At 73.8% G+C, this 12,770-nt stretch carries 8 protein-coding genes; all 8 read right to left on the bottom strand.

The window, feature by feature from the left end:
* Positions 1 to 467: 467 nt before the first annotated feature.
* Positions 468 to 2,141, bottom strand: a complete 1,674-nt coding sequence (locus tag AB0D10_RS31810; RefSeq protein ID WP_360262419.1) for an FAD-dependent oxidoreductase — start codon at positions 2,139 to 2,141, stop codon at positions 468 to 470.
* A 67-nt stretch (positions 2,142 to 2,208) separates the two neighbouring features.
* On the bottom strand, positions 2,209 to 3,144 hold the full coding sequence (locus AB0D10_RS31805) for a diiron oxygenase (protein WP_360262418.1): 936 nt from the start codon (positions 3,142 to 3,144) through the stop codon (positions 2,209 to 2,211).
* A gap of 452 nt (positions 3,145 to 3,596) precedes the next feature.
* Entirely contained in the window at positions 3,597 to 4,649 is a 1,053-nt protein-coding gene (locus AB0D10_RS31800; protein ID WP_360262417.1) for an alpha/beta hydrolase, read from the bottom strand.
* Positions 4,650 to 4,939: 290 nt separating this feature from the next.
* On the bottom strand, positions 4,940 to 6,193 hold the full coding sequence (locus tag AB0D10_RS31795) for a DUF6596 domain-containing protein (protein ID WP_360262416.1): 1,254 nt from the start codon (positions 6,191 to 6,193) through the stop codon (positions 4,940 to 4,942).
* On the bottom strand, positions 6,190 to 6,597 hold the full coding sequence (locus AB0D10_RS31790) for a YciI family protein (protein WP_360262415.1): 408 nt from the start codon (positions 6,595 to 6,597) through the stop codon (positions 6,190 to 6,192). Before AB0D10_RS31790 ends, AB0D10_RS31795 begins: the two co-directional genes overlap by 4 nt.
* 158 nt (positions 6,598 to 6,755) lie before the next feature.
* Positions 6,756 to 10,148 (bottom strand): tetratricopeptide repeat protein, encoded by a 3,393-nt coding sequence (locus tag AB0D10_RS31785; protein ID WP_360262414.1) that lies wholly within the window; start codon positions 10,146 to 10,148, stop codon positions 6,756 to 6,758.
* 14 nt (positions 10,149 to 10,162) lie between these two features.
* Positions 10,163 to 11,191, bottom strand: a complete 1,029-nt coding sequence (locus AB0D10_RS31780) for an RNA ligase family protein (protein WP_360262413.1) — start codon at positions 11,189 to 11,191, stop codon at positions 10,163 to 10,165.
* A 132-nt stretch (positions 11,192 to 11,323) separates the two neighbouring features.
* Positions 11,324 to 12,571 (bottom strand): 3-phosphoshikimate 1-carboxyvinyltransferase, encoded by a 1,248-nt coding sequence (aroA, locus tag AB0D10_RS31775; RefSeq protein WP_360262412.1) that lies wholly within the window; start codon positions 12,569 to 12,571, stop codon positions 11,324 to 11,326.
* Positions 12,572 to 12,770 lie beyond the last annotated feature (199 nt).

The raw sequence follows: 12,770 nt of genomic DNA, 5'->3' as shown, positions 1-12,770 counted from the left end.
CCTGCCACCGCCGGGCCAGCGCGGCGTAGATGGGCGCCTCCGCCCCGGGAACCTCCGCCCCGGCGGCCTGCGCTTCGGGAGCGTCCGTAGCGGGAGCCTCCGTAGCGGGCGGTGCCCCAGGCGGCTCCACCCCGTGCAGGATCGTTTCTTCGGCCAGCCGCCACCGCGATACCGGCATCACCCCAAATCCACTCACACCCACCCAACGCACCCCGCCCATGTCGGGACACGGCCGCGTCAACCCGGCGGCCCGCACATCAACCCCTGGCGGGCCCCGCACCGGCGCCGCGCGGAGACCCGACCGGGCCGACGTCCCGCGCGGCCCGTACGCGCGTCAGCCGTCGTCCGTGGACCACCGCACTTCGTACCCGGGCCGGCCGTCACCCGTGGATCACCGCGCTTCGTACCGTCAGCCGTCTCGGCCCGGACGGGCTTTCGACGGCCCGTCCGCCTCGGCCGGACAGGGCCTATCGGCGCCGGCCCGCCGCCAGCAGCTCGGGCACCGTGGCGAGCTTCACCCGTGGCCTCCCCTCGGCCTCGCCCCGCTCCCGCTCGGCCCGGTCCACCGCCCTCAGCTCCTTCAGCCCGACCGCGTCCGGCCGCCGGCGCCGCACCAGCCGGTCGAAGTCCTTGTGGTCCGCCTCCGGAACGGGCAGTGCCCGGGCGACGGCGTCGTCCAGCAGCGCGTCGACGGTCTCCCGGGCGCAGGCCCGGTTGGCGCCGATCCCGCCGGACGGCCCGCGCTTGGCCCACCCCACCACGTACGCCCCCGGCAGCGGCCGCCCGGTCGACGGGTCGACGATCCGGCCGCCCCGGTTCGCGACCGTCCCGGTGCGCTCGTCGAACGGCAGCCCCGGCACCGGCACGCCGCGGTGCCCGATGGAGCGCACCACCAGTCCGGCCCGCAGCACCTCCCGCTCACCGGTGCCCTCGGCCCGGTCGCCGTCCACGAGCGCGGTCCGTTCGACGGCCAGCGCCTCGACCCGCCCGTCCCCGGACAGCCCGACCGGCGCCGACAGGAACCGCAGCACGATCCGCCGCCCCGCGCCCGGCGCCGGGGCCCCGTCGTGCGGGACCAGCGGCAGACCGGCGAGCAGGGCGGCCTGCGAGCCCGGCACGGCCCGCCGGTCCGCGGCCGCCGCCTCGATCGCCGCCCGCACCTGTGGATGGTCCTCGACCACCACCTCGACGCCCGGCAGCTGCCGCAGCGCCAGGAACTCCGCCCGGGTCCACGCCGCCTGCTCCGGACCGCGCCGGGCGAGCAGCACGACCTCCCGCACCCGGCTGCGGCGCAGCGCGGCGAGCGCGTGGTCGGCGATGTCGGTGGCGGCGAGCCGGTCCGGGTCGGTGAGCAGGATGCGCGCGACGTCCACGGCCACGTTGCCGTTGCCGACCACGACCACGCGCTCCGCCGAGAGCTCCACCGCGTCGGCCGGCACGGTCGGATCGGCGTTGTACCAGCCGACGAAGGCGGTCGCGGGCAGGCTGCCGGGCAAGTCCTCGCCGGGCACGCCGAGCCGGCGGTCGGAGGCCGCGCCGACCGCGTACACCACCGCGTGGTGGTGCGCGGCCAGTTCCGGGTGGGTGACGTCCGTGCCGACCTCGACGTTCAGGTGCATCCGCAGCCGCGGGTCGTGGAAGACGCTCGCGAAGCTCTCCGCGATCCGCTTGGTGGACTGGTGGTCGGGCGCGACGCCGTGCCGCAGCAGTCCGCCGGTGACCGGCAGCCGGTCGATCATGGTGATCTCGGCGCTGGTGCTGCGCAGCAGTTCCTGCGCGGTGTACCCGGCGGACGGCCCGGTGCCGACGACGGCGATCCGCAGCGCACCGACCTCGCCCGGCAGGCTGCGCGGGAAGCTGGGCCGGCCCCAGGCGTGGTCGCTGGGGTGGTCGCGGAACCAGTCGCGGTTGAGGTCGCCGAACACGGTGTCCGGGCCGCGCAGCCGGTCGACCGGGAACACCGCGTCCACCGGGCAGGCGTCCGCGCAGGCGCCGCAGTCGATGCACGCCTGCGGGTCGATGTACAGCATGTCCGTGGTGCCGAACTCCGGCTCCTCCGGGGTCGGGTGGATGCAGTTGACCGGGCAGACGGACACGCAGGAGGCGTCGTTGCAGCAGGTCTGGGTGATCGCGTAGGCCATGGCCGGAGTGGGGTCCTCGCTGCGCGTGGGGGAAGGGTGGCGGGGCTCGACATGACCTGACGGTCAGTCAGAGCATGTGCACACGGCGGTAGACGGCCGCCGAGCGACCGGTGAGCAGCCCGGTCTCGGCGAGGAAGGCCATCAGGTGCCGGGAGCTGGTGCGCATCATCGCCTTGCGGTGCTCGTTGGCCCGCACCTCGGCGAGCGCCCGCTGCACGTCGAGGCCGGCGGCCTTGTAGACGCCCGGGTGGACCATGCTGCTGACGATGACGTACGCGCCCACGGCGATGCCGGTGGCCGAGGCGCGCCGGCGCGCCGGGCTCGCGTGCCGCATCCGCTCGCGGATCTCCTGTCGGGCGAACTTCATGTGCCGCGACTCCTCGACCACGTGGATCCGGGACGTCCCGCGGACGATCTCCAGCACGTTCTCGCCGCGCATCCAGTCGCGCTGCATGACGTCGAGCACCTCTTCGGCCACCAGGATGCCACCGTAGGCGAGTTCACCCTTGGCGAGCGCCTTGAACGCGCGTCCGGCCTGGGCGATCACCTTGTTCGGGCGGTAGGCGGGGACGCCCATCCTCTCGCAGGCCCGGGCGAACATGATCGAGTGGCGGCACTCGTCGGCGATCTCGGTGAGCGCGAACTGGAACTCGGCGCCGGCGGGGTTCTTGAGGTACTGGTCGCGCAGCACCATCTGCTGGAGGATCATCTCGAACCAGATGCCGGTGTTCATGATCGAGCAGACCTCGTGCCGGGTCAGCGTGACCCGCTGCCGCTCCGTCATCTCGTCCCACAACCGGGTGCCGAAGAGCGTGCTCCACTCCGGATTGAGGCCGTAGTGCTCCTCGGGGAGCGGGGCGTCCCAGTCGATCTCGGTCGAGGGGTCGTAGGAGAGGGTCGCGGCCGACTCCAGCAGCCGCTTCGAGACGTCGTCGTCGGCCGTGGTGTGGCGGTCGTCCGGACGGTGACTCCGCCTCCGCGCCACCGGGTCGGTGAGAGCCATGGCTGCCTCCTGGTCCCTGCTCCTGCGGGTTCCCGCTCACCCGCTTATTAGACGGACAGTACAATAAGAGCCCGCCGCCGAGAACCCCCCGCGCACCGACGAACCGGCCCGGGCAGGACGGTGCGGGTGGGGCGGCGCGGGTGGGGCGGTGCGGACGGGCCGGCGCGGGCGGGGCGGTGCGGGCCCCGGCGGCCGGACGCGGCACCGGGCACGGCGTCCGGACACGGCCGCCGCACGGACGGCACCCGGGCACGGCGAAGGGCGGGACCTCTGGAGGTCCCGCCCTTCCACCCGTACCAGGTTCTTCACCTTCCGCCGCGTCACGGCCGGTCCGCTGTACGACTGTCCGGCTCTCCGACTGCGCGGCTCTCGACTGCGCGGCTGCCCGACCGCCCGGCTCTCCGACTGGCCCCCTGCCCTCCCGCCGGAGCGACCGGCACTGCGGCTGTCCGCTACGCCGCGCCCAGCGCCTTCCGCAGCGCCTCCGCCGCCTCGGCCATCGCCTCCCGGAAGCGGTGGCCGATGCCGATGTAGTTGGCGTACCCGTGGATGAGATCCGGCTGCCGGCTCAAGCGCACCGCCACCCCCGCGCCCTGCAGCGCCCGCGCGTACGCCTCGCCCTCGTCGCGCAGCGGGTCGAAGCCCGCGGTGCCGACGTACGCGGGCGGCAGGCCGGACAGGTCCCCGGCGAGCAGCGGCGACAGCCGCGGGTCGGTGCGGTCGGCGGGCTCGGGCGCGTACCGCTCCAGGAACCAGTCCATGTCGGCGTCGGTCAGGAAGAAGCCGTCGGCGAACAGCTCGCGCGAGGGGCGACGGGTCGAGGCGTCCGTCGCCGGGTACAGCAGCAGCTGGAACACCGGCGCGGGACCGCCCCGCCGCACGGCCTCCTGCGCCGCGACGGCAGCCAGGTTGCCGCCCGCACTGTCCCCGCCGACCGCGATCCGCTCCGGGTCCGCACCCAGGTCGGCCGCCTTGGCGTACGCGTAGTCGAACGCGGTCAGTGCGTCCTCGGCCGCCGCCGGGAACACGTGCTCGGGCGCCAGTCGGTACTCCACCGACAGCACCCGCACGTGTGCGCGCTGCGCCAGGAACCGGGCGACGTGGTCGTGGCTGGACCGGCTGCCGACCACCCAGCCGCCGCCGTGCAGGTACACCAGCAGGCCGGATCCCGCCGCCAGGCCGTCCGGCGTGTACAGCGTCGCCGCCAGCTCCCCGTGCTCCTGCGGGATCCCGACGGCCCGCGCGGCCACCGACCCCAGCGTCGGCCCGCCCACCAGGTGCCGCGCGTACTCCATCGCGGCTCGCGAGGGCCCGACCCCGCCCGGCATCACCAGGGCCGCCTTCGACTGCCGCTGCAGTTTGAGGATCAGCTGCGCGTCCAGCGCGAGCGTCTGCCCGTCCCGCACCACCGGCTTGCCCGCGATCGCCCGCCGCAGCCCCTCCGGCAGGGCGTACATGCCCCGGACGACGGCGGCCTGGATCCGGACGGGGAGTGGGATCGTCATCTCTTCTGCCTCCTGGGGACGGTTCTGCCTGAACGGGAGCCCATGATGGGGCCGTCCCAGCGGAGTTGGAAGCCCCCTCGACGCCCCCTGAACCCACCCTCGACCCACCGCTCCGCCCCACCGAGGCCGCCACAGGGTCGGCCGGGGCAGAAATTATGCAGACCGGTCTACACATTTACCGTTCGAGAACCTGGCGCCAGGGGGCCGGTTAGCGCGAAAAGTCGACCAGGCCGACTTCCTGCGCGCACCCCCACCCGCCGACCCATGAATCAGTAGACCGACCTACATATTTACCCGGCTTCGACCCGATGGGCCCGGGCCGTCAGGTAGCGGCGCTCCGGGGCGCTGGAGGTGCGGGCGGCAGCCTCGCGGTACGTCCGGGCGGTGGCGGACGGGTCGGTGCCGAGGCGGTCGAGCAGGTGCGCGCGGACGGCGAGGAGGCGGTGGTGGCGGGCGAGGCGCCGGTCGGCGGCCAACTCGTCGAGCAGGGCGAGCCCGGCCGACGGGCCGTGGACCATCGCCACCGCGACGGCCCGGCCGAGGGCGGCCATCGGGTTGGCGTCGAAGCGCAGCAGCAGGTCGTAGAGCGCCAGGATCTGCGGCCAGTCGGTGTCCTCAGCGGTCGCCGCCTCGCTGTGCACCGCGGCGATCGCCGCCTGTACCTGGTAGGGCCCGGGCTGCCCGCCCGGGAGCGCGGCGTCGATCAGCTCCAGCCCTTCGCCGAGCGGTCCGCGGTCCCAGCGCCCGCGGTCCTGTTCCTCCAGCGGCACCAGTTCGCCGTACGGTCCGGTGCGGGCGGGCCGGCGGGCATCGGTGAGGAGCATCAGGGCGAGCAGTCCCGTCGTCTCGGCGTCGCCCGGGGTGAGGCGCAGCAGCAGCCGGGACAGCCGGATCGCCTCGGCGGCGAGCCGCGGGGCGGTCAACTCCTCGCCGCCGCTGGCCGTGTACCCCTCGTTGAAGATCAGGTACAGCACCTGCCGGACCTCGCCCAGCCGGGCGGCGCCGCTCTCCCCCTCCGAGAGCGCCAGCCGTCCGCCCGCCGCCCGAAGCGTCTGCTTGGCCCGGCTGATCCGCTGCGCCATGGTGGCCTCGGGCACCAGGAACGCGGCGGCGATCTGGGCGGTGGTCAGGCCGCCGACGGCGCGCAGGGTGAGCGCGATCCGGCTCGGCACGGACAGCGACGGGTGGCAGCAGAGGAACAGCAGCGCGAGCGAGTCGTCCGCCGCCGGGTCGGTGGCGTCGGCGGCCGGGGCGAGCAGTGCCGCCTGCGGTGTGGCCAGCGCCAGTGCCTCCTCCCGGCGGCGGCGCGCCGACTCGCTGCGCACCCGGTCGATCAGCCGACGGTCGGCGACGGTCACCAGCCAGCCGCGCGGATTGGCCGGCACCCCGTCCGTCGGCCACTGCAGCGCGGCGGCCAGCAGCGCCTCCTGCACGGCGTCCTCGCACGCGTCGAACGCCCCGCCGTGCCGTCGCACCAGCACGCCGAGGACCTGCGGCGCCAGTTCGCGCAGCAGGCCCTCGACGGGAGCGCCGCCGACGGTCACCCGTTCGCCGAAAGGTCGTTCGCCGAAGAGCCGTTCACCGGAAGGTCGTTCACCGGCGACTCGTGCAGGATCGGCCACAGCTCCACCGGCTCCACGTCCGCGAACGGCATGTCGGCCGCGATCCGCTGTGCCCGCTCCAGGCTCTCGCAGTCCAGGAGGTAGAAGCTGGCCAGGTACTCCTTGGTCTCCAGGTACGGCCCGTCGGTGACCACCGGCACCCCTTCGGCCCGCCGCACCAGCTGCGCGGCGGCCGCGTCCGCCAGCCCGTACGCGCCGACCAGTTCGCCGCTCTCCCGGTACTTGGCGTTGAACGCCTCCTGCCTGGCGATCGCCTCCGGCCACGCCTCGGCCGGGAAGGAGTCCCACTTGGCCTGGTTGCCGTAGATCATCGCGACGTACTTCATCTCGGGTGTTCCCTCCGGTCCCGCGCGCCCCTGTGGCGCGCTGTCACCTCTCGGTCGGAACCACGGAGCGGTCCCTCGACATCGGCCGGGAGTTTTCTCCGAGGAATCCGTCCGCGTCCCCGCAGCACCCACGGCGCCCACTCGGGAGGTGCCGGTGGTCACGGTACGACAGGTGTCCCGAGCAACCGCAACGCAGCCTCGGCCCGCGGTCCGACGGGGAGTTCCGCCCGGGCCAGTTCCTCCACCGTCGCTCGGACATCGACCAGCACCACGCTGACGCCGGGCTCGGCAAGGAACTCACCGACCAGGGCGTCCGGAGCGGTGTCCCCGGCGACCAATCCGTGAAGCAGCTCTGCCGATGAGGATTCGCCGGCGCTCCCGGAACCGTGCGCGGCCTCCCGGTATTCGTTCCAGGCGGCGAGGGACGCCGCCCGTCCGTTCTCCGTCAACTGCAGCACGGCCGACTCCGCCAGCAAGCCGACGTCCTCGGGGTCCACCCGTGCAGCGCGGTTGAGGGCGGTCCGTGCGTCCTGGAGCCTCCCGTTCCGGCGATGAACCGCGATCAGTGCGCACGACATCCACAGGCTCGCCGGTGTGTCGTCGACGGCCTCCGAGAGGTTCGCGGCAGCCTCGTCGAACCTGCCCAGCAGTCCTTGGGCCTGTCCCAGGCACCCGCGCGCCGGCTTGTCCTCGGGATCCAGCGCCAGGGCGGCGGTGAGGTCCGTCACCGCCTCGTGCAGCCGACCCGCCATCCGGTGAGTATCACCCCGAGTCACAAGTGCTCCCCTGCTGTGGTCAGGACACCTGTCGATGACCGCGCTGTAGTCAGCCACTGCCTCATCGAACCGGCCCGATTCCACGTACGCCATGGCACGCGTGGTCAATGTCCATGCGTTCGCGGGATCGGTGTCGCACGCAGCGGTGAGGTCCGCCAAGGCTTCGTCGTACCGGCCTGACAACCGGTGGACCTCACCGCGCTGGGCGAGCGCCCATCCGTCGCGGGAGTTCAGTGCGACGGCTGCCGACAGGTCTGCCACCGCCTGGTCCAACCGCCCTGCCAGCCGGTGGGCTTCACCTCGCTGGGCGAAGAGCCGTCCGGCCCCGGGCTCCGATGCCAGGGCGGCGCTGAAGTCGGCGACCGCCTCGTCCAGGCGCCCCGCGGAACGATGAGCCTGTCCCCTGAGCTCGAACACCCAGGGCAGACGGTGAGGATCCTGCTCCAGGGCCGCATCGAAATCGGCCATCGCTTCGTCCGGGCGCCCCGCCGACCAGTGGGCCTGCCCTCGGAACCCCAGCAGCCATGTCAATTCGGGGTCCAGTGCCAGGGCTGCGCCGAAGTCGGCGACGGCCTCGTCCAGGCGCCCCGCCGAGCGGTGGATGTCCCCGCGGGTTCCGAGCGCCCAGACATCTCCCGGATCCAGCTCCAGGCTCGCTGTGAAGTCGGCCAGTGCCTCGTCCGGCCTGCCTGCCGAGAGATGGACCTCACCCCTGCGAGCCAGCAGCCAGCCGGCGCCGGGGGTCAGTCGGTGGGCTTCGGTCAAGTCGGACATCGCTCGGTCCCACTGCCCCACCAACCCGTTGGCCTGCCCCCGGAACCAGAGGATCCAGGTCATCTCCGGGTCCAGTGCAAGAGCCGCGTCGAAGTCCGGCACCGCCTCGCCGGGTCGGCCCGCGACGATCTGCGCGACACCGCGATATCCCAGCGCCCACGGGAACACCGGGTCGATCCCGAGAGCGACGTCGAGGTCGGCCAGGGCTTGCTCCGTACGGTTGTTCATCGCGTGATTGCGGCCGCGGAACGCGCGTGCCTCGGGCAACCCGGGCGAGAGCGCGACCGCGCGGTCGAGATCTGCGGTGGATTCCTCGTACCGGTCCAGCGCAAAGTAGCGATCGCCCCGGTGTGCGAGCGCCCAGGCGCGTACCTGTGGGGGCGACTCCGGACCACAGAGCGCGGTGAGCGCTTCCAGCTCCGGCTGCTCGGCTTCGGCGGCATCACCCAGACGTGAGGCCCACTCCGCCAGCTCCACGTCGCCGCTGTCCTGCGCCGCACGCGTGAGCATGGTGCTCCATGCCGCCAGATCCGTGGGTGCGTCGCCGACGATCCTGGCCAAATGTTCCAGTGCCTGTGTCAGGTTCGCCGGCGCGTCCGCGCACAGTCCGTGGTACGTCTCGTTCAACGCGTGCCGACGCCACCGTTCGTCCCCCCTGTACCGCCACCGGGGCAGTCGCCGCTCCACCGCCTCCCGGGCAGCCGAGAAGTGCTGCACCAGTCGCCCGTGCGCCGCGGACCACTGCACGGGCGAGTGCATCCGCTGGCGGCGCAGCATGTTCGCCCGGACCACGGCGTGGTACTGCCTGTAGGTACCCCGGCCGGACACGAAGGGCTGGTTCAGCAGCCAGTCCCAGGCGTCCCCTGGGGCCTGCGGCACCGCACAGGTGAACAGATCGTGGTTGAGCTGGAGGGGCAGCGCCGCCGCCAGGACGGTTTCGCGACGTTCTGGCTCCGGGATCCACTGGAGGAAGCGCCGGACCGCGTGGTCGGTGAGGTCGGCGCCCGCCTCCGCGATGTCGTCGACGGCTTGTAGGTCGGTCTGGGCCAACAGCGCGACCAGAAGCGGCAGTCGCATCGACATGCCCGTCACGGCCTCGACGACCTCGGGGGCGGTGACGCCCCGGGCTGCGAGGAGTTCACGGGTCTCCTGCTCGGTGAAGACGTCCAGTGGGACGTCCACCACGGCCGGACGCAGCGCGCCCCAGTCCCGTTCGCTCAGCTCCTCGCGGCCGGCCAGGACCACCACGACATCGAGCGGGACCTCGCCGTAGGCACCGTCGAGAAGATCGCGCAGCCATCCGTCGAGGTACTGACCGGTCAGCTCCCAGGTGTCCAGGAACAGGACGACCCACCGCCCACCCCGTCCGCACAGCTTCGTCAGCTCCGCGACGAACGCCCGGCTGAGCGCCGCTTCCTCGCCGTCGTGACTGCGTCGTCGTTGGCGCATGCCCGCGATGAGGCGGTCCGCGCCGAGGGCGACGTTGTCGGGGTTGGCGAGGGCCGCCACGACGCCCGCACCCGGCAGCATCGACGCGGCCCCGAAGGCAGCCTGCGTCACCATCCGGGACGGCAACGAGGCGGCCCCGCCGCCAACAGGCTGTTCCGGCACGTGGTCGACGGCGGCCTGCGACGCCCGCCGGAACTGATCGAGAGCGCGATCGAGATCCTTCAACGGACCAACTTGTTCGGCCAGTTGTTTGGCAAGCGCACCCAAAGCGGTTTCCACGCCGCGGACGTCGTTCTCGTCCACCACCGCCGTCAGCGCCCCGGATCGCTGGGCCGCCTCGCGCCATTCGGAGATCAGCGCGGACTTGCCGACGCCCCCGACACCACGCACGTGGAAGAGGAATTCGGCCGGGTCATCGGTGGCCTCCGGGTCGGGGTCCTTGCGCAGGTTCTCCGCGAAGAGGGCCAACTGGGCGCGCCGACCGACGAACTGCGCCCTGGAACGCCGTCGTAACGCCTCCGTGCGCGACAACCGCTTCCTCGTCTGAGCCATTCCGCTCCCCACGGTCAGGAGTTGCGCCGGGCCTGCGCGTCGAACGACGCCAGCGTACGTGCTCCGGGCTCCAGTGCCAGGCGCAATGCGGTCAGCACCGGAGTGTCCAACCCGCCCAGGGCCTCGGCGAGTTCGTCCGTCACGTCGTGGGCGATCTCCCCCGCCACGGCGTCGCCGCCGGCCCGCGGTCCCAGCTTGCTCACCGCGGCCGCCGCACGGGCCGGGGTGAGCAGTGCCGACGCCTGGACCAGCAGCCAGGCCGGTACGCCGGCCGCGCCCTCGGGCGGGGGCAGGTACGGGCGGGCGCCGCCGTAGCGCTCGTCCTCGGCGAAGGCCCGTTGCTTCACCTTCACCAGTGGACGGGCCGCTGCCCCGGCCGCGCCCGTGTCCTGCCACTGCCCGGCCGGTTTGAGGACGTAGCCCTCCGCGTGGTTGTCCGCCAGTGCGGGCAGCCCGAACAGGGCCGGCACCCGGGTCGGGAACAGCACCGGCAGGTCCTGCAGCGCGTTCGGCGTGCCGTGCCCGAGGAGCGGGACGCAGGTGAGCCCGGCGGCGGCCGCGGCCGTGCGCAGGTCCCGGTCGGCGATCCACCAACGGCCTTCGGGCGTCAGCACGGTGGCGTCGAAGGGCAGCCAGCGCAGGCCGGGGTCGTACCAGACGCCGGTCTGCACCGGGCCGGTCCCGGCGGTGGCGGGCACGTCGGGGTGTGGGTAGTGGCCGCCGGCCAGCTCGCCGTAGACGGTCACCACTGCAGCGGGGCCCCACGCCCCGCGCACCTCGGCGGCGAACCGGGCGGCGGCGACGGCGAGTCCGGGCCAGATCCGGCTCACGCCGAAGAAGCCGTCCAGCCCCTCGTCGTCCAGCAGTTCGCGCCGTTTCGCGGGCCGTACGGAGTCGCCCTCGCAGACCACCGCGAAGTGCGCGCCGTGCACCTTCTCCGTCGCGGTCCACTCGCGGCCGCCGGGCCCGCCGGGGCGGCCGCGCGCGGGGATCTTGGGATAGGGCCGCAGCTCGGACCAGTCGAACGCCGTCGTCTCGGACACGGGCTCGATCCTCACCGGCCGGGCCGCCGGGCGGCAACCGGATTCCCGGCGCCGCCCGCCCCGGCGTGGCCCCGCCGCCGCCCGTGCGCGCCACCGCTCGTGGGCCTCCGGCGGGTCCGGGCCGGGCTCCCGTCAGAGCGCCCAGTCCGCCCGCAGCCGCGCGAACGCCTCGTGGAACCCCGGGAAGGTCTTCCGCACGCACCCCGGGTCGTCGAAGGTGATCCCCGGCGTGCGCAGCGAGGTGACGGCGAAGGACATCACGATCCGGTGGTCGCCGTGGGTGGCGATCTCGACCGGGCGCGGGGTGCCGGGGTGGATCTCGATCCAGTCGTCCCCGGTCGCCACGGTGACGCCCATCGCCCGCAGGTTGGCGGCGCAGGCCTCCAGCCGGTCGCACTCCTTGACCCGGGTGTTGTGGACGTCCTCGATCCGCACCGGCCCGGAGGCGAAGGGCGCGATCGCCGCGAGGGTGGGCATGGTGTCGGAGATGTCCCGCATGGTGACGGTGGTCCCGGACAGCGTGCCGTCTCCCGTCACCGTCGTGCGGTCGCTCCCGACCTCCGCCCGGACGCCCATCCGCCGCAGCACCTCCACGAAGCGCAGGTCGCCCTGGAGGGCGTCCCGGCCGAGGCCGGGGACGGTGACCTCCCGGCCGGCGACGGCCGCGGCGGCGAAGAAGTAGCTCGCGGTGGAGGCGTCCGGTTCGACGGCGTACCCGGTCGCCCGGTAGCCGCCGGGGGGCACCTCGAACACCTCGCCGTCCGGCGTCGGTTCCCGCGTCACCTCGACCCCGAACTCCCGCATCATCGCCAGGGTGATGCCGACGTACGGGGCCGAGACCAGCCGGGTGACGGTGATCCGCAGGCCGTCCCGGGTGAGCGGGCCGAGCAGCAGCAGGGCGGTCAGGTACTGCGAGGACTCCCCGGCGTCCAGGGTGAGTGCACCGCCCCGGACGCCGGCTGCGGCGACGGTGAGCGGGTGGTGTCCCTCGGCCTCCTCGTGCCGCAGGTCCACGCCGAGTTCGCGCAGCGCCCGGGTCAGCGGGGCGACCGGGCGGCGGCGCATCTGGGCGGAGGCGTCGAAGCGGTAGGTGCCGTGACCGGCTGCGGCGAGGGCCGGCAGGAAGCGCGCGGTGGTGGCACCGTCCCGGCAGTACACCTCGGCGTTCGCCACGGCGGGCCCGGCCGGCCGGCCCGTGATCCGCCACCGGTCCGCCGCCTGCTCGACCCCGTACCCGAGCGCCTCCAGCCCCTGGGCGAAGCCCTCGGTGTCGTCCGAGGCCAGCGGCCGGTGCAGGGTGGTCACGCCGTCGGCGGCGGCGGCCAGGAACAGCGCCCGGGCGGTGATGGACTTGGACCCCGGGATCTCGACGGCAGTCACGGCAGGTTCTCCCAACACAGGTGTGTCCAGCGGCGTCGGCCCCGATCCTGCCGCAAGGGCCCCGTTCCGTTCCGGGCCTTCCACGGACCGGACGGCAACGGACCGGACGGCGACGGACGGCACCGCAGCGGCCCGGACGGCGACGGACCGGCGGACGCGTGCCCAGCCCTCCGGCCGCGCCCGGCTGCCCGGCCGTGCC

It is taken from the genome of Kitasatospora sp. NPDC048545, assembly GCF_040651155.1.
Classification (GTDB): domain Bacteria; phylum Actinomycetota; class Actinomycetes; order Streptomycetales; family Streptomycetaceae; genus Kitasatospora.
The sequence above is the reverse complement of the archived record's forward strand: the minus strand, read 5'-3'. Positions and strand labels throughout refer to the sequence as shown.

What these genes read in the sequence shown, in the direction of transcription:
- AB0D10_RS31810 (WP_360262419.1), bottom strand. Translation starts at nt 2,141, where the DNA reads ATGGCCTACGCGATCACCCAGACCTGCTGCAACGACGCCTCCTGCGTG.
- AB0D10_RS31805 (WP_360262418.1), bottom strand. Translation starts at nt 3,144, where the DNA reads ATGGCTCTCACCGACCCGGTGGCGCGGAGGCGGAGTCACCGTCCGGAC.
- AB0D10_RS31800 (WP_360262417.1), bottom strand. Translation starts at nt 4,649, where the DNA reads ATGACGATCCCACTCCCCGTCCGGATCCAGGCCGCCGTCGTCCGGGGC.
- AB0D10_RS31790 (WP_360262415.1), bottom strand. Translation starts at nt 6,597, where the DNA reads ATGAAGTACGTCGCGATGATCTACGGCAACCAGGCCAAGTGGGACTCC.
- AB0D10_RS31785 (WP_360262414.1), bottom strand. Translation starts at nt 10,148, where the DNA reads ATGGCTCAGACGAGGAAGCGGTTGTCGCGCACGGAGGCGTTACGACGG.